Annotated in this window: 21 protein-coding genes; 8 read left to right on the top strand and 13 right to left on the bottom strand. The window is 72.2% G+C overall.

Annotated elements, in window-relative coordinates:
- Positions 1–79: 79 nt before the first annotated feature.
- The 3 genes from AC07EQ_RS03930 to AC07EQ_RS03940 form a co-directional block, all read right to left on the bottom strand.
- Positions 80–1543, bottom strand: a complete 1464-nt coding sequence (locus AC07EQ_RS03930; RefSeq protein WP_478386434.1) for an MFS transporter — start codon at positions 1541–1543, stop codon at positions 80–82.
- A gap of 39 nt (positions 1544–1582) precedes the next feature.
- A complete protein-coding gene (locus AC07EQ_RS03935) occupies positions 1583–2845 on the bottom strand; it encodes a cytochrome P450 (protein ID WP_478386435.1) in 1263 nt (420 codons plus the stop codon).
- A 276-nt stretch (positions 2846–3121) separates the two neighbouring features.
- Positions 3122–4048: a U32 family peptidase gene (locus tag AC07EQ_RS03940; protein ID WP_478386436.1), complete on the bottom strand. Its 927-nt coding sequence runs from the start codon at positions 4046–4048 to the stop codon at positions 3122–3124.
- Between the two features lie 155 nt (positions 4049–4203).
- Between AC07EQ_RS03940 and AC07EQ_RS03945 the strand changes: the two genes are divergently transcribed.
- Positions 4204–4968, top strand: a complete 765-nt coding sequence (locus AC07EQ_RS03945; RefSeq protein ID WP_478386437.1) for an IclR family transcriptional regulator — start codon at positions 4204–4206, stop codon at positions 4966–4968.
- A 77-nt stretch (positions 4969–5045) separates the two neighbouring features.
- On the opposite strand, the gene AC07EQ_RS03950 is transcribed toward AC07EQ_RS03945, so the two are convergent.
- Positions 5046–5480 carry a universal stress protein gene (locus tag AC07EQ_RS03950; RefSeq protein ID WP_132483700.1) on the bottom strand — a complete coding sequence of 145 codons (435 nt, stop codon included), beginning with the start codon at positions 5478–5480 and terminating at the stop codon, positions 5046–5048.
- 38 nt (positions 5481–5518) lie between these two features.
- The gene (locus tag AC07EQ_RS03955; RefSeq protein ID WP_478386438.1) at positions 5519–6352 is read right to left on the bottom strand and encodes an SDR family NAD(P)-dependent oxidoreductase; all 834 of its coding nucleotides are present in this window, start codon (positions 6350–6352) and stop codon (positions 5519–5521) included.
- A 260-nt stretch (positions 6353–6612) separates the two neighbouring features.
- Here AC07EQ_RS03955 and AC07EQ_RS03960 point away from each other — a divergent pair, with 260 nt between their 5' ends.
- Positions 6613–7779 (top strand): S8 family serine peptidase, encoded by a 1167-nt coding sequence (locus AC07EQ_RS03960; protein ID WP_478386439.1) that lies wholly within the window; start codon positions 6613–6615, stop codon positions 7777–7779.
- A gap of 21 nt (positions 7780–7800) precedes the next feature.
- Here AC07EQ_RS03960 and AC07EQ_RS03965 read toward each other — a convergent pair whose 3' ends face one another.
- The 7 genes from AC07EQ_RS03965 to paaI form a co-directional block, all read right to left on the bottom strand.
- A complete protein-coding gene (locus tag AC07EQ_RS03965) occupies positions 7801–8121 on the bottom strand; it encodes a hypothetical protein (protein WP_478386440.1) in 321 nt (106 codons plus the stop codon).
- A 39-nt stretch (positions 8122–8160) separates the two neighbouring features.
- Positions 8161–8490 carry a plasmid stabilization protein gene (locus AC07EQ_RS03970; protein ID WP_478386441.1) on the bottom strand — a complete coding sequence of 110 codons (330 nt, stop codon included), beginning with the start codon at positions 8488–8490 and terminating at the stop codon, positions 8161–8163.
- A 70-nt stretch (positions 8491–8560) separates the two neighbouring features.
- A complete protein-coding gene (locus AC07EQ_RS03975; RefSeq protein WP_478386442.1) occupies positions 8561–9523 on the bottom strand; it encodes a phytoene/squalene synthase family protein in 963 nt (320 codons plus the stop codon).
- An 84-nt stretch (positions 9524–9607) separates the two neighbouring features.
- Positions 9608–10285: a hypothetical protein gene (locus AC07EQ_RS03980; protein WP_478386443.1), complete on the bottom strand. Its 678-nt coding sequence runs from the start codon at positions 10283–10285 to the stop codon at positions 9608–9610.
- 475 nt (positions 10286–10760) lie between these two features.
- Positions 10761–11408, bottom strand: a complete 648-nt coding sequence (locus tag AC07EQ_RS03985; protein WP_478386444.1) for a TetR/AcrR family transcriptional regulator — start codon at positions 11406–11408, stop codon at positions 10761–10763.
- 13 nt (positions 11409–11421) lie between these two features.
- The gene (gene paaK, locus AC07EQ_RS03990) at positions 11422–12765 is read right to left on the bottom strand and encodes a phenylacetate--CoA ligase PaaK (protein ID WP_478386445.1); all 1344 of its coding nucleotides are present in this window, start codon (positions 12763–12765) and stop codon (positions 11422–11424) included.
- Positions 12762–13163 carry a hydroxyphenylacetyl-CoA thioesterase PaaI gene (gene paaI / locus AC07EQ_RS03995; RefSeq protein ID WP_478386739.1) on the bottom strand — a complete coding sequence of 134 codons (402 nt, stop codon included), beginning with the start codon at positions 13161–13163 and terminating at the stop codon, positions 12762–12764. The genes paaK and paaI overlap by 4 nt, the downstream gene beginning before the upstream one ends.
- A gap of 247 nt (positions 13164–13410) precedes the next feature.
- Between paaI and paaZ the strand changes: the two genes are divergently transcribed.
- Genes paaZ through paaE form a run of 6 tightly spaced genes read left to right on the top strand, consistent with a single transcriptional unit; the run spans position 13411 to position 19262 of the window.
- Positions 13411–15459 carry a phenylacetic acid degradation bifunctional protein PaaZ gene (gene paaZ / locus AC07EQ_RS04000; RefSeq protein ID WP_478386446.1) on the top strand — a complete coding sequence of 683 codons (2049 nt, stop codon included), beginning with the start codon at positions 13411–13413 and terminating at the stop codon, positions 15457–15459.
- A complete protein-coding gene (paaA, locus tag AC07EQ_RS04005; protein ID WP_478386447.1) occupies positions 15456–16421 on the top strand; it encodes a 1,2-phenylacetyl-CoA epoxidase subunit PaaA in 966 nt (321 codons plus the stop codon). Before paaZ ends, paaA begins: the two co-directional genes overlap by 4 nt.
- Positions 16418–16729, top strand: coding sequence for a 1,2-phenylacetyl-CoA epoxidase subunit PaaB (gene paaB / locus AC07EQ_RS04010; RefSeq protein ID WP_478386448.1), 312 nt, complete (start codon positions 16418–16420; stop codon positions 16727–16729). Before paaA ends, paaB begins: the two co-directional genes overlap by 4 nt.
- A 10-nt stretch (positions 16730–16739) precedes the next feature.
- A complete protein-coding gene (paaC, locus tag AC07EQ_RS04015; RefSeq protein WP_478386449.1) occupies positions 16740–17630 on the top strand; it encodes a 1,2-phenylacetyl-CoA epoxidase subunit PaaC in 891 nt (296 codons plus the stop codon).
- A complete protein-coding gene (gene paaD / locus AC07EQ_RS04020; RefSeq protein WP_478386450.1) occupies positions 17624–18142 on the top strand; it encodes a 1,2-phenylacetyl-CoA epoxidase subunit PaaD in 519 nt (172 codons plus the stop codon). The genes paaC and paaD overlap by 7 nt, the downstream gene beginning before the upstream one ends.
- A 1-nt stretch (position 18143) precedes the next feature.
- A complete protein-coding gene (paaE, locus tag AC07EQ_RS04025; RefSeq protein WP_478386451.1) occupies positions 18144–19262 on the top strand; it encodes a 1,2-phenylacetyl-CoA epoxidase subunit PaaE in 1119 nt (372 codons plus the stop codon).
- A gap of 52 nt (positions 19263–19314) precedes the next feature.
- Here paaE and ku read toward each other — a convergent pair whose 3' ends face one another.
- Complete coding sequence (gene ku, locus AC07EQ_RS04030; RefSeq protein ID WP_478386452.1) at positions 19315–20280, bottom strand: non-homologous end joining protein Ku; 966 nt, start codon at positions 20278–20280, stop codon at positions 19315–19317.
- Positions 20281–20319: the final 39 nt, after the last annotated feature.

Below are 20319 nucleotides of genomic sequence, written 5' to 3' on the forward strand. Positions count from 1 at the left end.
GTCACTTCCGTCGGGGTCGGCGAACGGGGTGTGCGAATCCTAGTCCAAACGGCCCAATTCGCGGCCGATATCCGGAACTTCACCGGTCTGGATCCCGGTCGAGGTCGCAGGTGCACGGGTCCTGGCAGGCGTGGTTCAGGCCCGGCAGCGGGTACGTCTCGACCCGCCGGGCGCGGTCGATGGTCAGCCACGCCAGCACGCCGCCGGCCGCGCACATGACCGCGGAGATCAGCATCGCCTGCCCGAAACCGGGGCCGAGCGGCTCGCCCGCGCCGGTGTGCGACAACCCGGCGATCACCGGGAGCACCGCGACCGCGAGGAGGCCCGCCAGCCGGGACACGGCGTTGTTCACGCCGGAGGCGACGCCGGCGTTGTCCGGGCTGACGGAGGCGAGCACCGCCGAGGTCAGCGGCGCCACCGTGATGGACAGGCCGACGCCGAACACCAGGACGCCGGGCAGCACGCCGCTGACGTAGGTGCTGCCGGGCACCGCCCAGGTCAAAAGCGCCAGGCCGACCCCGCAGACGACCGGGCCGATGCTCATCGGCAGGCGCGGCCCGGTGCGCTGCGCGAGCGCGCCGACGCGCCCGGACACCAGCAGCATGATGATCGTGATCGGCAGCGTCGCGATCCCCGCGGCGAGGGCGGTGTAGCCCATCGACTGCTGCAACTGCAGCGACAGCAGGAACAACGCGCCGCTCAAGGCCGCGTAAACGGTGAAGGTCGTCAGGTTCGCGCCGGTGAACTGCGCGGAGCGGAACAGCGACAGCGGCAGCAGCGGGTCCGGGTGGCGCGACTCGATCAGCGGGAACGCGACCAGCGCGGCGACACCCACCACGGCCGCCGCCGCGCTGGCGGCGTTCCACCCGTTCGTCGGGATCTCGATCAGGGCGTACACGGCACCGGCCAGCCCGATGGTCACGGTGATCGCGCCGAGGACGTCCAGCCGCCCGGCGGCGGCCGGGCCGCGGGATTCCGGCACGTGCCGCAGCGCCAGCAGCGCGGCCGCCGCGATGGGGATGTTGATGAAGAACACCCACCGCCAGGACGCCGCGTCCACCAGCCAGCCGCCCACGAACGGGCCGATCGCGGAGGCCACGCCGGTCAGCCCGGCCCAGCGGCCGACCGCCTCGCCGCGGTCGTCGTGGCGGATCGTGGAGTTGATCAGCGCCAGGCTGCCGGGCACCAGCAGGGCGCCGCCGACGCCCTGCAGCAGGCGGGCGGTGATCAGGGCCGCGCCGTTCGGAGCCAGGCCGCAGCCCAGCGAAGCCAGCGTGAACAGCACCAGCCCCAGCGTGTAGACGCGGCGGCGGCCGTAGCGGTCACCGAGCGCGCCGCCGAGGAGCAGCAGCGCGCTGAGCGTGAGCAGGTAGGCGTCCAGCACCCACTGCAGGACGCTGAGGTCGCCGCCCACGTCCCGGCCGATCGCCGGCAGCGCGACGTTGACGACGGAGCCGTCCAGGAACGCCACCCCGGAGCCGAGGATCGTGGCGACGATGATCCAGCGGCCGGACCGGGAGCGAAGGGCTGTGGTGGCGGTCACCGACCGACCATAAGGGGCGTGCACAGGGCCTGCCGTCGATCACCTGGTCCCCGGCGTGAACGCCACCGGCAGGTGCTTGATCCCGTTGATGAAGTTCGACACCAGGCGCTCGACCGGCCCGGCCACCCGCAGGTCGCGCATCCGCCACAGCGCCTCGCGGTAGAACGCCCGCAGCTGCAGCCGGGCGAAGTGCGCGCCCAGGCAGACGTGCGGGCCGTTGCCGAAGGCGACGTGGTCGTTGGGCGTGCGCCGGATGTCGAAGCGGTGCGGGTCGGGGAACTGCCGCTCGTCGAAGTGCGCCGAGCAGTGGAAGACCACGACCTTGTCCCCGGCGGCGATGCGCCGGCCGCCGAGTTCGGTGTCGGCGGTCGCGGTCCGGCGGAAGCTGAGCACCGGCGGGTGGTAGCGCAGCGTCTCCTCCACGGCGGAGTCCAGCAGCCCGGGATCCGCCAGCAGCAGCCGCAGCTGGTCGGGGTTCTCGGCGAAGGCGAGCATCCCGCCCGGCAGCGCGCTGCGCACGGTGTCGTTTCCCGCCACCGAAAGCAGGAAGAAGAACATCTCCAGCTCGGCGTCGGCCAGCCCGCGCCCGCCCGGCTCGGCGGTGGCCAGCGCGGTCATCACGTCGTCGGCCGGGTTCCGGCGCTTGAACGCCGCGAGGTCCTGGGCGAAGGCGAACATGTCCGCCAGCATCGCCGGGGAACGCGGGTTGACCGGCTTGCCGTCCGCGCCGCGGACCACCTCGGAATGCTCCGGGTCCTGGTAGCCGATCACGCGGTTGGTCCACTCCAGCAGCATCCGCCGGTCCGACTCCGGCACGCCGAGCAGATCGGCGAGGTTGCGCAGCGGGTAGTCGTCGGTGACCTCGGCGGGCAGGTCGCACTCGCCGCGCTCGACGACGCCGTCGATCAGCAGGCGGGCCCGCTCCGCGACCTCGTGCCGGAACCGGTCGATCCGCCGGGGCGTGAACGCGCGGCTGACCAGGCGGCGCAGCCGTCCGTGCTCCGGCGGGTCGAGGTTGAGCATCATGCTGCGGATGAACGGCAGGTCCGCCGGGTCGGGATCGCGGATCTGGGTGGCGCCCAGCCAGGACGAGTACGTCGCGGCGGACTTCAGCACCGCGACGACGTCGGAATACCTGGTGACGGCCCAGAATCCGGGCCCGGCGGGCCAGTCGCCGATCTCGTGCTCCTCCTGGCGGCTCACCGGCGCGTGCCGCCGCAGCCAGGCGAAGTCGTCGTGCGGCACGCCGTCGGCGTACCTGCGCGGATCGAACACGTCCGGAACGTGGGCGGGCGCTGCCATCGAGACTCCTTCACCGCAGCCGTTGCAGGCCTACTCTGGCCGCGCCGCACGCCCCCGTCAACGCCCGCCTCCGGTCCGAAGTGGACTATGGCCTGCTTTATAAGCGGCGGTAGCCGCTTGCGGTGTGGGACTCAGCTTGCACCGCCGCGGGTTCTCAGGGGTCGTCTCGCGAGGACAGCCCCAGCGCCGTGTACCGGACATACATAAGTCGGGGATCCCGGAGTGAGACGGTCCCTGAGGTTCCGCTACCCGCACCGCTACGCAAACCACCTCTATCTACTTCAACGCCGGCACCGCCAGGCCGGGGGCGGGTAGCTGCGAGCCCGCGGCGTCCGGGGCGTAGCGGCGCAGCAGGTCCAGGCCGATCTGCGCGCGGCGCACCCGCTCCCGGCCGAGCGCCACCGCCGTCGGCGTCAGGTGGGTGCCGCTGGGGTAGATGTTCGGCGCGTTGCGCAGCCCGAACTTGACGTGCACCGGGGCGGCGACGCGCACGATCTCGGCGATCTCGAAGTGCCTGACGAAGCCGCCCATGTCGTCGGGCGCCTCGACGTAGACGTCCAGCGGCAGGTCGGTGGCGGCGCGGATGGCGGCCAGCTGCCCGATGCTGAGGTCGGTCGGCACGTTGTAGGTGTCGGCGCCCAGGTCCTCGGCGATGCGCACCGAGGCGGGGTTCGCCAGTCCCATCTGGACGCTGATCTTGAACTGCAGGTCCGGCGGCAGGTCGCCGGCCGCGCGCATCGCCGTGGCCACCTTGAGCACGCCGAGATCGGTGATCAGCACGCTGCGGATGCCCGCGTCGGCGGTGCGGCGGATGTCCTCCAGGACGTGCACCAGCTGCTCGGTGCCGCGAGCCTGGGCGGCGACCGGGCCGCCGGCCGGGGCGGTGGCCATCGGGCTGGTGTCCCATCCGGCGACCGGCCGGGCGAACAGGCTCAGCTCGACCGACCGCCCGGCGGCCGTGGCGGCCATCGCGCGCAACTCGTCGTCGGTGAGCAGCATGCCGCCGCTGCCCTGGGAGATGCGGTGCACCGGCACCCGCCGGGCGTCCGCCTCGGCGAGCACCGCGTCGAGCACCTCGGGGCCTTCGGTGCTGGGGATCTCCACCCGGTACTGCGCGCCGTCCGGGAACCGCTTGGTGCTGGTGGCGGGGGAGTCGTCGGTGGGCAGTCCCTGGGACCGCAGGAATTCACGTGTCTGGCGCACCGGTAGCTCCGTCCGAAATGTCGAACAATGTTCGCCAAATCGTATGGTCGGCCGGACCAGGTGGTCAAGGGACCCGGGCCGCCGTGGCCGATATCGGATACGATGTTCGAAATACCGGTCAACGGGCCGACGAGTTCCGACAGGGGGAAGTACGCGTGGCACGAGCGGTACCTGCCGTGGAACGGGCCTTCGACGTCCTGGAGCTGTTCCTGGACGCCCACGAGCTGAGCGCGCCGGAGATCACCGCGCAGCTCGGCCTGCCGCGGACCACGGTGCACGAGCTGGTCGGCACCCTCAGCGAGCGCGGCTACCTGATGCCCGCCGGTCGCGGCAGCAACCGGTTCCGGCTGGGCGTGCGCGGCTTCCAGCTCGGCGCGGCCTACGCCGAGCGGCTGGACCTCGCCCGCGAGGGCCGGCTCGTCGCGGAGGAGATCGCCGAGCGCTGCCAGGAAACGGTGCACGTGGGGGTGCGCGACGGCACGGACGTGCTGTACGTGGCCAAGGTCGACAGCAGCCATCCGGTCCGGATGGTCTCGGCCGTGGGCCGGCGGCTACCCGCGCACTGCACCGCGCTCGGCAAGGCCCTGCTGGCGGCGCTGCCCCGCGCCGAGGTCGACGAGCTCTACGGCAACCGCCGCCTGGAGGCGATGACCGAGCACAGCATCACCACCCGCAAGGCGCTGCGCCGGGAGCTCGACGCCATCGCCGAGGGCGGCGTGGCGGGGGAGTACTGCGAGTCCAACGAGTCGGTGGCCTGCGTCGCCGCCCCGGTGCGCGACCAGTCCGGCGAGGTGGTGGCCGCGATGAGCATCTCGGCGCCGATCCTGCGCTGGAACGACGAGACCGAGGCGGCGCTGCGCGAGCTCGTCGCGGAAGGCGCGTCGGCCCTCTCCGAACGCCTGGGCCACACCGGTCCCTGACCCCGCACGCGCGGCAGCCGGGAAGGCTGCCGAGGTTCCGCCACGCCGCCGCGCAAGTCGATCCGCCGGATCGTCGTTCAGTGCCGGACGATCACGACCGGGCACTTGGCGTGCTGGGCGCAGCGCTGGCTCACCGATCCGAGCAGCGCGCCGTAGAAGCTGCCATGGCCGCGGCTGCCGACCACCAGCAGGTCGGCGCCCTCGGAGGCGTCGAGCAGCGTCTGCGCCGCGTGCCCGTGGGTGAGCTCGCGCTGCACCGGGACCGCCGGGCTGAGCTCGTGCTCGATCTCGTCGACGGTGTCGGCCAGGCTCTTGCGCGCGGCCTCCTCGAAGTCGTCCGGCGGCATCGGGCCGCCTTCCCAGCTGTAGAAGGCCGGGAACTCCCACGAGGTGATCGCGTGCACCGCGGCCCCGGAGAGCGCTGCCTGCTGCAGCGCCCACCGCAGGGCGCACTTGGACGAATCCGAGCCGTCCACCCCGACGACGATCCGGTGCTGGGTTCCGCTGTTCATGGCGCTGGCCTCCGGTTCCGCGATCCGCTGTGGCGTGCTCAGCCGCCGGCCCGCTCGACGAGCTCGTCGGACAGTTTCCGCAGCCGCGCCCTGGCCTGCCCGTCGTAGGCCTGTTCGAGCGCGCGGCAGGCGCGGGTTCCATGGAAGTACTCCCCGGTCACCTCGTCCAGTCCCGGGTCCGTGACCAGCCGCATCGTCGCCGCGACGCCCTCGGCCACCGTGGCCACCGGGCTCACCCCGGCCTCGCGGACCATCGCGGTGTTCATGTAGGTCGCCGGGTGCAGCGCGTTGACCGTGACGCCGGTGCCGCGCAGCTGCTCGGCCAGGTCGAAGGTGTGCATGATCTGCGCGAGCTTGCTCTGCGCGTACGCGCGGTATCCGAGGTAGTTGCGGACCAGCATGGGGTCGTCGAAGTCGATCGGGTGCTGCCCGGCCGAGGCGACGTTGACCACCCGGGCCGGCGCCGAGAAGATCAGCAGCGACTGCAGCAGCCGCGTCAGGTGGAATCCGGCCAGGTAGTTCACCGCGAACCGCAGCTCGATGCCGTCCGCGCTCTCCTCCCGGCCGCTGTCCGGCGGCCCGGAGCCGACGCCCGCGTTGTTCACCAGCACGTCCAGCCGGTCGCAGCGCAGCCGGACGTCGTTGGCCAGCCGTTCGACCTGGCTGAGCTCGGCGAGGTCGGCGACCAGCACGCCGAGGCGGTCCGATCCGGTGGCCGCCGCGATCTCCGAGCGCACCGCTTCGGCGCGCTCCGCGCTGCGCCCGTGGATCAGGACCCGGGAACCGGTCTCGGCGAGCCGGTGGGCCAGGGCCCGGCCGAGCCCGCCGGTCGCGCCGGTGATCAAGATGCAACGCTGGCTGGGATCGCGCACGGCTCGCTCCGAACTGTCGGCGGTGATTACGACCAGTGTGCGGACGTGCGCCGGGAAATGTCATTCCCGCGTGCCGGAGATCCCCGGCCGAGGTACCACGAAAGCGTTGTGTCGCAAGTCAATCTCTGAGGAAGTCGAGATGGGCGGTACGGATAGTGCGGTCCTTACCCGAGTGGGTGCTTGTCACTGTGCGTAACGCGCGATACACCTGGGAACGGTGTGGCGTTTCACCGCACCCGGAACTCGCCGAGGGAGCGACCATGACCACCAACGAGGAGAGCTCCACCGGACGCTATCTGGTGTTGCTGGAAGACAACTCGACGATCATCGGGACTCGCGAGCTGACGCGGCTGACGGGCATCCGCTGCGCCAACACTGCCGACGCGGCGGGCGCGGCGCCGGGCGAGCTGTTCCGCGGCGCGGGCGGGATCGTGCTGCACCAGCTCGGCATCGCGTTGGTCAGCGCCGACGCCGAGCAGGCGGCGGCCCTGACGAACGCGGCCCGGGAGAGCGGCCCGATCGCCGCGTTCGAACCGGAGCGCCGGGTGTTCGCCATCGGCGCGGAACCGGCCGTCGCGGACGGCGAGTTCACCTGGGGCCTGCAAACCGTGCGCGCCGACCGCGCGCAGCCCACCGGCAAGGGCGTGCGGGTCGCCGTGCTCGACACCGGCCTCGACCTCAAGCACCCGGACTTCGCCGGCCGGGACATCGTCACGGGCTCGTTCGTGGAGGGCCAGGACGTGCAGGACGGCCACGGGCACGGCACGCACGTGATCGGCACCTCCTGCGGGCCGCGCACCTCGCAGGCCGGCCCCGGCTACGGCATCGCGTCCGAAGCCAGCATCTACGCGGGCAAGGTGCTCGGCGACGACGGTTCGGGCTCCGACAGCGGCATCCTCTCCGGCATCGAGTGGGCGATCTCCAACGGTGCCGCGGTGGTGTCGATGTCGCTCGGCGCGCCGACGCAGCCCGGCGAGGCGTTCTCCGCGGCCTTCGAGCGGGTCGCGCAGCGCGCGATGGAACGCGGCACGCTGATCATCGCCGCGGCAGGCAACGAGAGCGAGCGCGCCGCCGGGAAGATCGCGCCGGTCGGCCACCCGGCCAACTGCCCGTCCATCCTGGCCGTCGGTGCGATCGATTCGCAGCTGCAGATCGCGGACTTCTCCAGCGGCACGGTCGACGAGATCGGGCAGGTGGACCTGGTCGGTCCCGGCGTGGACGTCTACTCGAGCTGGCCGGGAGCGGAGCGCTACCGGAAGCTCAGCGGGACCAGCATGGCCACGCCGCACGTCGCGGGTGTCGCGGCGCTGCACGCGCAGCAGCACGCGGAGCGGGCGTGGGGGCTGTGGGCGCGGCTGTCGCAGACCGCCCGCCGCCTGCCGCTCGCGTCGACCGACGTCGGTGCGGGCGTGGTCCAGGCGCCGTAGCGGCCGGAGGTCGCCGCGCGGTCATTCGTCGACGATGGCCTGCGCGGCGACCTTCGCGCAGTTGCCGAGGTCCTCTGCGGCGGCCGCGGCCTGGTCGAGCGCGACGTGCAGCTCGGACGGTTCGGCGGAGTTCGGCGTCTCGTAGGCGGCGGCCAGCACGTCGAGCTGCCGGGCCAGCCGGGCACCCGCCGCGGTGATGGCCAGCAGCGCCTCGCGGGCCGCAGCGGTTTCGCCCGGCTCCCGGCCCTTGCGGGCGGCTCGTTCCAGTTCCCGGCCGCCCTGCGAGATCGCTTCGCCTGTCGTGCCGACGTCCTGCCAGCGCGACGGCGTTTCGCTCTCCATCTGGTTTGCCCCCCACCAGCACCCGTTCGCCCGCCCGGGTCAGCTCCGCTGCAGCGCCCGCTCCAGCTCCGACTTCGTCATCTTCGAGCGGCCTTTGATGCCGGCGCGCTGGGCGTCCGCGTAGAGCTGCTGCTTGGTTCGCCCGCCCGGGCCGGAGCCGGATCGCAGCCCACCGCGGCGCTGCGGCGGGATGTCCTGCGTGGCGGTCCTGCTCTGCTGCCTGGCTTCGCCGCGCTGCGCGCGGTTCTTGTTGACCGTCCGCGCCGCGATCTCCTCGGCGCGGTCCACGGTGCTGCCGCGCTCGATCGCCTGGTCCTTGATGTGCTCGTACTGGCGTTCCTCCGTTGCGGTCCAGCTCTGCTGCGGCATGCCCGTTCACCTCGCCTCCGCACGACTTCGACGTGCTTCGCGTACCCCGTGCGGGCGTCGGTCACACGTGTCAGCGGCGGGCGCGGAGGCGCGCGGCGGCGACGGAGCCGAGCGCTCCGGCGGCGACCTCCAGGCGGCGCGGGCCGGAGACCGCGAGCCGCTGCCGGAACACGTCGTACCCGGATTCCACGATGCGGTCCAGGATCTCGCCGTACAGCGTGAAAGCGGTGCGCACGCACGGCCGGGACCAGGGCGCGAGCAGCGCGATGCCCGGCTCCGCGGCGCGGTACTTCGAGCGGGTGCGCGCGACCTGGTCGGCCAGCGCGCGGCGCACCGGGCGGTCCGGGCGGCCCGATTCCCGGCACCACGCCAGCCGGTCCCGGTCGACGCCGAACACCGCGAGCTCCTCCATCGGCAGGTAGACCCGGCCGCGGTCGAGGTCCTCGCCGACGTCGCGCAGGAAGTTGGTGAGCTGGAAAGCGCCGCCCAGCGCCGCGGCGTAGGGCTCGGCCTCGCCTGCCGGGCACACCGTGCCGAGCACCGGGAGCAGCTGGAGGCCGATCACCGCGGCCGAGCCGTGGATGTAGGCGTCCAGCTCCGCCCGCGTCGGGTAGGCGCGGACGGTCAGGTCCATCCGCATCGAGGCCATGAAGTCGGTGAACAGCGCCGGGTCGATGCCGTGCCGGGCGACGGTGTCGATGAGCGCGGCCAGGATCGGGTCGTCGCTGGACCCGGCGCGCAGGCCCGCGCGAAGCTCGCCGTCCAGCCGGTCCAGCGCCTGCTGCCGGTCCGCCACGGTCCGCTGCCGGTCGGTGTCGTCGACGATGTCGTCCACCCACCGCGCGAAGCCGTAGAGCGCGTGCACCGAAGGCCGTTGCTGCGGCGCCAGCAGCCGGGTCGCGAGGAAGTAGGTGCGCCCGTGCGCGGCGTTGAGCATCCGGCACCGCTGGTAGGCGGGGCGCAGCTGCGGCCGGACGCCCGCGGCGTCGAGCTCGCGGCGCGCCGCCACTCGCGGCCAGGTGCCCGTGTCCATACCGGGAATCTCAGCACACGGAGTGCGTCAGCATGCGCACGGTGGGCATCCGCGGTGAACCCGGTCACTACCTCCGGAGTCCTCTTAGGACTGTTCAGCCGGGCCGCCGCGCTCGCCCCGCGGGATTCCGCCGAGGCCGCTCTCGGCCAGGGCCTCGTCGAGGCCGTCGAGCAGGACCACGCCCAGGGTGTTCGCGACCGAGCCGGAGGCCAGTTCGCTGCGCAGCCGGAAGGCGAGCAGCCGCACCCGGCGCGGATCCGGCCGGTCCTGCCGCACGGCCTCGCCCAGCCGCCGGGCGATGAGTTCGATCTCGGCGGTGTCGCCGTAGCGCGCGTGCACCGTGGGCAGCGCCAGCAGCACGACCTTGGCCACCCGGCTCAGCCCGGTGAAGTCCGGGCGTGCCGGCGGAGCGGGCACCGGCTGGGCGGGCACCACGGGATCCGCCGGGCGCTCGTCGAGCACCGCGACCGACTGCGCCCTGGCCCACGAGCCGATGTCGCCGCCGTGCCTGCCCGCGCAGATCAGCCCGGAGCCGGTCAGCCCGGCGCGGGCGGGCGCGCCCTGCCATCCGGTGCCGCTGGTGGCGATCAGCTCGTGCTCGCGCAGCGTCTGTACGACGTCGGCGAGCTCCGCCCACGACGGCTGCAGCGCAGCCGCCACGGCCGCCGGGCTGGCGAAGAAGTCCGCGATCTCGGGCCGGAAGCGGTCGTCCTCGTACAGGTATCGGAGGAAGGCGCGAGCGATCGACTCAAGCCTGGACACGGTTGGCCTCCAGGGTGCTCGTCCAGGGTGCAGGGCGAGAGGGAGGGCGGATCCGGGTCCTGCCGAAGACCGCAGAACGCACCGGCGCGCAGCCGGTTCCGGATTTTTGGTGCCGCTGTCCCCAGTTTCAGCGGATCCGCCGTGCGGCCGCCGGGTCCCGGGCGGCCACATCGGAGGAGCGTAAGCGGACCGGGGCCGTGATCGCAGGGGTCTTTCGTCACCCACAAGCTGGGGATTTCGACGCCGCCGCGTGACTGTCCACTGTGTTCAACCCGGCCGGGAACCGTGCCGCTGCGGCGAATGTGACGGGAGTTGCTCGGGGGACCGCCGGTCGCGACCCACATCCAAGTCACGACCGACGGCCGGTCGCGCGCACGAAATCCCCTCTGCGTTCCGTGCGCGCGGCGGGCGCTCCAGATCGCCCACGGGATCGAGACCCGCGGGCGAGATCATCATGACGCCAAGATCTGGAACTTTATTTCGCGCGAGTCCCGGGGGCCTCCGGCGCGCGGTCGTCGGCGCCGGTGCGCAGCCCGTCGAAGGCGATCTTGGTCACCGCGTCGGCGACCTGCGCGGCCCGCAGGCCGCGGCTGGGCCGGTACCACTCGATGATCGAGTTGACCATGCCGAACAGCAGGCGGCTGGTCAGCGCCGGGTCGACGTCCGGGCGGATGCTGCCCTCCGCCTCGGCCTGCTGGACCAGCTCGCTGACCACCTGGTCGAACTCGCGGCGGCGGGCCAGCGCCTGCCGCTCGACCTTGGTGTTGCCCCGCACCCGCAGCAGCAGCGTGACGAACGGCAGCTCGTCGACCAGCACCTCGATGCTGCGCCGGACCACGTGTTCGAGCCGGTCGATGGCCTCACCGGTGGTCGAGGCCGCTTCCTCGGTGACCGCGAACAGGGCGTCCAGGGCCCGGTTGACGCTCAGCCGCAGCAGCTCGTCCTTGCTGGACACGTGGTAGTAGATCGCCGACTTGGTGATGCCCAGCCGCTGGGAGAGGTCCTCCATGCTGGTGCCCTCGTAGCCGCGCTCGTTGAACACCCGGACGGAGACGTCCAGCAGTCTGCCGAGGTCGTAGCCCGGCCGACCTCGGCGATTCGCGCGACCAGCGTTCCCCGACATGGCTCGAAGTATTTCAGCCGGCCGATCGGGGTTCGCGGCGGTCCACCACACGGCGCAACTTGCCCACCGAGCGCTCCAGCGTGTCCGGGTCCACCACGGCTACCGCGGTGCTGACGCCGACGCCGTCCTTGATCGCGCGGACCAGTTCGGCGGCGGCGGATTCGCGACGGTCGGCGGGGCAGTCGGTGCGCGCCTCGACGCGGACCGCCATCTCGTCCATCCGGCCCTTGCGGGTGAGCACCAGCTGGAAGTGCGGCGACAGCCCTGGCGTGCGCAGCACCAGTTCCTCGATCTGGGTGGGGTAGACGTTGACGCCGCGCAGGATGATCATGTCGTCGCTGCGGCCGGTCACCTTCGCCATCCGGCGCATCGGCCGGGCCGTGCCGGGCAGCAGCCGCGTGAGGTCCCGGGTGCGGTAGCGGATGACCGGCATGGCCTCCTTGGTCAGCGAGGTGAACACCAGCTCGCCCTCGACGCCGTCGGGCAGCACCTCCTCGGTGAACGGGTCGATCACCTCGGGGTAGAAGTGGTCCTCCCAGATGTGCAGCCCGTCCTTGGTCTCCACGCACTCGTTGGCCACGCCGGGCCCCATCACCTCGGACAGGCCGTAGATGTCGACCGCGTCGATGTCCAGCCGCTCCTCGATCTCCTGCCGCATCTGCTCGGTCCACGGCTCGGCGCCGAAGATGCCGATCTTCAGCGACGTGCTGCGCGGGTCGATGCCCTGGCGCTCGAACTCGTCGACGAGGGTGAGCAGGTAGGAGGGGGTGACCATGATGATCTCGGGCTTGAAGTCCTGGATGATCTGCACCTGGCGGGCGGTCATCCCGCCGGAGGCCGGGATCACGGTGCAGCCGAGCCGCTCGGCCCCGTAGTGCGCGCCGAGCCCGCCGGTGAACAGGCCGTACCCGTAGGCGACGTGCACCTTGTGGCCCGGCCGCCCGCCGGCGGCGCGGATGGAGCGCGCCACCACGTCGGCCCAGACGTCCAGGTCCCGCTCGGTGTAGCCGACGACGGTCGGGTTGCCGGTGGTGCCGCTGGAGGCGTGCAGCCTGCGGACCTGCTCCATCGGCACGGCGAACATGCCGAACGGGTAGTTCTCGCGCAGGTCCTGCTTGGTGGTGTGCGGGAACTTCGCCAGGTCCGCCAGGGTCCGGCAGTCCTCCGGGCGGACGCCCGCCGCGTCGAACTTGTCGCGGTACAGCGGCACGTTCTCGTAGACGTGGCGCAGGGTGTGCTGCAGGCGCTCCAGCTGCACCGCGGCGAGCTCGTCGGCGGAGTACCGCTCGGCGGGGTCGAGATCGGCCGGATCCGGCGCGGCTCCGAGCCGGCGCGGGGCGCCCGTTGTCGCGGTCATGGCTTGGCTCCCTCTGACTGGTTCCCGGACGAGCCGTTCAGCGTCCGGCTGTGGCCCCGGAACTCGGCGATCGGCTCGTCGCCTCGGTGCACCGACACGTCGTAGATCCCGCTGCGGCCGAAGCGGGTCCGTTCCTCGGCGCGGGCGACCAGCAGGTCGCCGGCGCGGGCGGGACGGATGAAGGTGACGTCCGCGCGCGCCGCGACGGTCGTCGGGCCGTGGCTGTTGCAGGCGCAGGCGAAGGTCGTGTCGGCCAGCAGGAAGATGTAGCCGCCGTGCGCGATCCCGTGGCCGTTGACCATCGCGTCGGTGATCCGCATCCGGGCCAGGGCGAATCCGCTGCCGGTCTCGACGAGCTCGATGCCCAGCGCCCGTGAGGCGCGGTCGTCGTCGAACATGGCCTGGGCCGGGTTGCGCGTCGTCGCGCCGGGCTCCTGCACTGGGGTTCACCGCCTCGTAACCGAACGAATAGTCGGTAATTAATACTGCGCCGCCGGACGCTGTCAAGGGTTCCCGTCCGGGCCGGTGTTTCTGGCTCGGTACAGCAGAATTTAGCTGCACCGGGTGGTGTGCGACACCGGTTGCCGGTGGTACTTTTTCGAACGAACGGTCAGTTAAAGAACGAGCCGGAGGAGGTCGGGCCGCATGGCTGCCCTGCGGAGCTACGTCAACGGTGCCTGGCACGCGCCAGCGGACAACGGGGTGCCGTTGCGCGATGCGGTGACCGGCGAGGAGGTCGCACGGGTTTCCTCGGCGGGGATCGACATGGCCGCGGTGCTGGCCCACGGGCGCGGCAGCGGCGGCCCGGCGCTGGCCGAGCTGACGTTCCATCAGCGCGCCGCGCTGCTGAAGAGCCTCGCGTCGCACCTGCGCGAGCACCGCGAGGAGCTGTACGCGCTGTCGGCCCGCACCGGGGCCACGCTCGGCGACTCCAAGTTCGACATCGACGGCGGCATCGGGGTGCTCTTCGGCTACTCCAGCAAGGGCCGCCGGGAACTGCCCAACAGCACCGTCTACGTCGACGGCGCGGTCGAGCCGCTGAGCAAGGGCGGCACGTTCGTCGGGCAGCACGTCTGCACGCCGCTGCAGGGCGTCGCGGTGCAGATCAACGCCTTCAACTTCCCGGTGTGGGGGCCGCTGGAGAAGTTCGCGCCCGCGTTCCTGGCCGGGGTGCCCAGCCTGATCAAGCCGGCGAGCCAGACCGCGTACCTCACGCACCGGCTGGTGGAGCTGATGCTCGGCTCCGGCCTCCTGCCAGAGGGGTCGCTGCAGGTGATCTGCGGCGGCGTCGGCGACCTGTTCGAGCACCTCACCGACCAGGACCTGGTGTCGTTCACCGGATCGGCGGCGACGGGGCAGCGGTTGCGCGCCCACCCGGTGGTGGCGGCGAACTCGGTGCGGTTCAACGTGGAGGCCGACTCGCTGAACTGCTCGATCCTGGGCCCGGACGCCGGGCCCGGCACCGAGGAGTTCGACCTGTTCGTCAAGCAGCTGGTCACCGAGATGACGGTCAAGGCCGGGCAGAAGTGCACCGCGATCCGCCGGGCGCTGGTGCCGGCGAACCGGATCGACGACGTGGTGGCGGCCGCCAAGGCGCGGCTGGAGAAGGTCGTCGTCGGCAACCCCGCCTCGCCGGACGTGCGGATGGGCGCGCTGGCGAGCCTGGAGCAGCGCGAAGAGGTGCGGCGCTCGCTGAAGGCGCTGCTGGAGGCCGGGACCCTGGTGCACGGCGACCCCGAGCGCGTCGAGGTCGTCGACGCCGACCCGGAGCGCGGCGCGTTCCTGCCGCCGCTGCTGGTCCGCTGCGACGACCCGGACCAGCCGCAGCCGCACGAGGTGGAGGCGTTCGGCCCGGTGAGCACCGTGCTGCCGTACGAGACGACGGCGCAGGCCGTGGAGCTCGCGCGGCGCGGCATGGGCAGCCTCGCCGGATCCGTGGTGACCGCCGACGCGGACTTCGCCCGCGAGGTGGTGCTTGGCGCGGCGTCGCGGCACGGCCGGATGCTCGTGCTGAACCGGGAGAACGCCGGGGAGAACACCGGGCACGGCTCGCCGCTGCCCGCGTTGGTCCACGGTGGACCGGGCCGGGCCGGCGGTGGCGAGGAGATGGGCGGCGTTCGCGGCGTGCTGCACCACATGCAGCGGACCGCGGTGCAGGCCGATCCGGCGACGCTGACCGCGATCACCGGGCAGTGGGTGCCCGGAACTCCGCGCAACACCACCGAGCAGCACCCGTTCCGCAAGCACCTCGACGAGCTGCGCATCGGCGACACGGTGGTCGCCGGGCCGCGCACCGTGACGCTGGAGGACGTCGAGCACTTCGCCGAGTTCACCGGCGACACCTTCTACGCGCACACCGATGAAGAAGCGGCGAAGGCCAACCCGTTCTTCGACGGCCGGGTCGCGCACGGCTACCTGGTGGTGTCCTTCGCCGCCGGGCTGTTCGTGGACCCGGACCCGGGTCCGGTGCTGGCCAACTACGGGCTGGAGAACCTCCGGTTCCTCACGCCGACCTACCCGGGCGACGAGATCACCGTGACGATGACCGCGAAGCAGATCACGCCGCGGGTCGGCGCCGAGCACGGCGAGGTCCGCTGGGACGTGGACGTGACCAACCAGGACGGCGCCTCGGTGGCCAAGTACGACGTGCTGACGCTGGTCGCCAAGCGGCCCGGGGAGCAGGGGACGTCATGACCAGCACGGTGGACCGGCTCGGCGACGCCGGGCTGCAGGAGCACTTCGACGAGCGGATCGCGCACGACCAGCGCATCGAGCCGCGGGACTGGATGCCGGAGGGCTACCGCAAGACCCTGGTGCGCCAGATCGCCCAGCACGCGCACTCGGAGATCATCGGCATGCAGCCGGAGGGCAACTGGCTGACCAGGGCCCCGAGCCTGCGGCGCAAGGCGATCCTGCTGGCGAAGGTGCAGGACGAGGCCGGGCACGGGCTCTACCTGTACTCGGCGGCCGAGACGCTCGGCGTGGACCGCGCGGAGCTGACCGAGAAGCTCATCACCCGGCGGCAGAAGTACTCGTCGATCTTCAACTACCCGACGCTGACCTTCGCCGACATCGGCGTCATCGGCTGGCTGGTCGACGGGGCGGCGATCTGCAACCAGGTGCCGCTGTGCCGCAGCTCCTTCGGGCCCTACGCGCGGGCCATGGTGCGGATCTGCAAGGAGGAGTCGTTCCACCAGCGGCAGGGCTACGAGCTGCTGATGACGATGATGCGCGGCACCGACGAGCAGCGGGAGATGGTGCAGGACGCCACGAACCGCTGGTGGTGGCCGTCGCTGATGATGTTCGGCCCGCCGGACGCCGACTCGCCCAACACCCAGCAGTCCATGGCGTGGCGGATCAAGCGGCATACCAACGACGAGCTGCGGCAGAAGTTCGTGGACATGTCCGTGCCGCAGGCGGAGGCGCTGGGCGTCACGCTGCCCGATCCGGCGCTGCACTGGAACGAGGAGCGCGGGCACTACGACTTCGGCGAGCCGGACTGGTCCGAGCTCAAGCGGGTGATCGCCGGGCACGGGCCGTGCAACGAGGAGCGGCTGGTCCGGCGCCGGGCCGCGCACGAGGAGGGGCAGTGGGTGCGCGATGCGGCAGCCGCCCACGCCGCGAAGCAGGCCGCACGCGAGGAGGTCGCGCGATGAGTCCGGACGCCGAGACCGGTGCGCCGCGGTCCGCGTGGCCGCTGTTCGAGGTTTTCGTCCGCGGCAAGCGGGGTTTGAACCACGTGCACGTGGGCTCGCTGCACGCCGCGGACGAGGAGATGGCGCTGCACAACGCGCGCAACCTCTACACGCGCCGCAACGAGGGCGTGAGCATCTGGGTGGTGCGGGCGGACGCGATCACCGCGTCCAGCCCGGACGAGAAGGACCCGTTCTTCGCGCCCAGCGGCGACAAGGTGTACCGGCACCCCACGTTCTACCGCATTCCCGACAACGTCCCGCACATGTGAGGTCGGCCTGATGTCGTTCGACAACGCCTACGAGGCGCTGACCGCGGCGGAGCCGGAGGGCGAGTCCCGCTGGGCCTTCGGCACCGGCTTCGACGACCCGCTGTCCGGAGTGGACACCACGCTGCCGGAGGGCGTCGACGGCGCCGCGTTCGCCCGGTACTGCCTGATGCTCGGCGACGACGCGCTGATCGCCTCGCAGCGGCTGGCCGAGTGGGTCACCCACGCGCCGGAGCTGGAGGACGAGCTGGCGCTGGCCAACATCGCGCTCGACCTGCTGGGCCAGGCGCGGCTGCTGCTGTCCCGCGCCGGGCAGGCCGACGGCAGCGGGCGCGACGAGGACGAGCTGGCGTACTTCCGCGACGAGCGGGAGTTCCGCAACGTGCGGCTGGTCGAGCCCCCCAACGGCGACTTCGCGCAGACCATCGCCCGGCTGCTGGTGTTCGCGACGTGGCGGCTGGCGCTGTTCGCCCGGCTCGCCGAGTCCCGCGACCCGGTGCTGGCGGCGATCGCGGCCAAGGGCGTCAAGGAGCTGGCCTACCACCGCGAGTACGCGGCGCAGTGGGCGGTCCGGCTCGGCGACGGCACCGAGGTGTCGCACGCGCGGATGCAACAGGGGCTCGACGGCGTGTGGCCGCTGGTCGACGAGCTCTTCGCGCCGAACGCGACCGACCGGGAGATGGTCGCGGCCGGTGTCGGCACCGATCCGGCGCCGGCGCGCGCCGAGTTCGACGACGTCCTGGACCAGGTCATCGCCGCGGCCACCCTGCGGCGACCCGATGCGTCGGCGCTGGCCGGGGTGGCCGGGCGGACCGGCCGGGACGGCGTCCACACCGAGCACCTGGGCTTCCTGCTGGCCGAGCTGCAGAGCCTGGCCCGAGCGCACCCGGAGGCGACGTGGTGACGAGCACGAAGCCGGGCCTCCGGCACGCCCAAGCGGTCGCCGAGTCGGTCACCGACCCGGAGCTGCCGGTGCTGACGCTGGCCGATCTCGGCGTCCTGCGCGACGTCGAGATGGCCGCGGACGGGACGGTGGTCGTGTCGATCACGCCCACCTACTCCGGCTGCCCGGCGATGCGCGAGATGCGCGCGGACCTCAGCCACCGGCTGCGCGAGGCAGGCTTCGCCGACGTCGAGGTGCGCACGGTGCTGGACCCGCCGTGGACCACCGACTGGATCAGCCCGGCCGGCCGGCGGAAGCTGACCGACTACGGCATCGCCCCGCCGGGCGCCGCCCCGCAGCGCTCGCCCGGCCCGGTGCCGCTGACGCTGACGGCGCCGCGCGCCCAGGTCCGCTGCCCGCAGTGCGGTTCGCCGGACACCGAGCAGGTCTCGCAGTTCGGCGCGACGGCGTGCAAGGCGCTGCGCCGGTGCCGCTCGTGCCGCGAACCCTTCGAGCACATCAAGGAGATCTGACGTGGTCCGTCCCGCCCCCGTCGACGCGCCCGCCCCGGCCGCCACCGAGCGGCCCGGCCGCCGCCGCACGACCTTCCACCCGCTGCGGGTCAGCCACGTTGAGCGGCTGTGCGAGGACGCGGTCGCGGTCAGCTTCGACGTCCCGCCGGAGCTCGCCGAGGAGTTCGCCTTCCGGCCGGGCCAGTCGCTGACGCTGCGCCGCCGGGTGGACGGCCGCGAGGAGCGCCGGTCGTACTCGATCTGCGCCCCGCACGGCGCGGCGCCGCGGATCGGCGTGCGCCACGTGCCGGGCGGGCTGTTCTCCAGCTGGCTGGTGCAGGAGGTGCGGCCCGGCGACGAGATCGAGGTGCTCCCGCCGGTCGGCGGCTTCACCCCGGACCTGACCGCGCACGAACGGCACGTGTGCGTCGCCGCCGGATCGGGCATCACGCCCGTGCTGTCCATCGCCGCGTCGGTGCTGCGCGAGACGGACGCGACCGTGACGCTGCTCTACGGGAACCGGCGCAGCGACACGGTGATGTTCGCCGACGAGCTCGCCGACCTGAAGGACCGCTACCCGGCGCGGCTGGAGCTGGTGCACGTGCTCTCGCGGGAGCCGCGCGAGTCGGAGCTGTTCACCGGCCGGCTGGACGCGGCGAAGATCCGGGCGCTGCTGTCCACAGTGGTCGATGCCGGTTCAGTGGACCAGTGGTGGCTGTGCGGGCCGTACGGCATGGTCAGCGACGCCCAGGACGTGCTGCGCGAATGCGGTGTCGCCACCGGGCAGATCCACCAGGAGCTGTTCTACGTCGAGGACGTGCCGCCGGAGCCGGCGCGGCACGAGGAGCCGGTCGTCGAGGGCCCGACCAGCGAGGTCACGGTGGTGCTCGACGGACGGTCGACGCCGATGTCCCTGCCCCGCGACGTCCCGGTCCTGGACGCGGCCCAGCGGATCCGCCCCGACCTGCCGTTCGCGTGCAAGGGCGGCGTCTGCGGCACCTGCCGGGCGAAGGTCACCTGCGGGGAGGTCCGGATGCGCCGCAACTTCGCCCTGGAGGAATCCGAGGTCGCGGAGGGCTTCGTCCTGACCTGCCAGTCGCTGCCGACCACCGACGAGGTCACGGTCGACTTCGACGCCTGACGGCTAGCCCTGCAGCACCAGGCGGATCTCCTCGACGGATCATCCACTGTGGTCAGGAGGCCTTGCGGGAACGGCGTCCTTCGGTGCCGGTGGGTTTCCGGGTGGCCGCGGCCACCGCCTCTTCGAGCTCGGCGCGCTTCATCTTGGAGCGGCCCTTGATGCCCAGCTGCTTCGCCCGGGCGTCGAGCTCGGCCTTGTTCAGCTCCGACAGGTCCTCCTCCGCCCGCGCGGGCTTGCGGCCCTTGCGGGCCTCGTCGACGCTGCGCCGCAACGCCTCGGTGAGGTCGATGACGTCCGTCGGCTTCGGCGGCTCCTCCGCCGCCGTCACCTCGCCGCCGTGCGCCTTCTCCGCCAGCAGCTCCTCGACCTTCGCGGTGTAGGTGTCCTCGTACTGCTCCGGTTCCCACGGCCCGCTCATCGACTCGATGATCGTGGTCGCCATCTGCAGTTCCTTTTCCGACGGCTTCGCCTGCTCGCCCTCGTCGCCGATCAGCTCGCCCGGGTCGCGGACCTCGTCGGCGAAGAAGAGGGTGTTCAGCGCCAGCACGGTGTCGTCGGCGCGCACCGCGGTGAGGTACTGCTTGCCGCGCAGCACGAAGGTCGCGATCCCGGCCTGGCTGGTCTCGTGCATCGCCCGGCGCAGCAGGTTGTAGGGCCGGTAGTGCTCCTTGCTGTTGGGGGCCAGCCAGTAGGTCTTCTGGAAGTGCACCGGGTCGATCTCGGTGAGGTCGACGAACGTGGTGATGTCGATGGTGCGGGAGCGACCGGGGGCGATCTCGTCGAGTTCGGACTGCTCCACGGTGATGACCCCGCCGTCGAACTCGCGGCCCTTGACGATGTCGTTGAAGCCGACTTCCTCGCCGGTCCGCTCGTTGACGCGCTTGTAGCGGATCCGGTCGGCGGTCCCGCGCTCGTACTGGTGGAACTGGATGGTGTGGTCCTCGGTCGCGGCGTAGAGCCCGACCGGGATGGTGACGAGGCCGAAGTTGATGGAGCCGGTCCAGATCTTCCGCGGCATGGTTGCCTCCCATCGCCCCGGCGCCCGAGCGCCGCCGGT

Source organism: Saccharopolyspora sp. NPDC045839 (assembly GCF_056431645.1).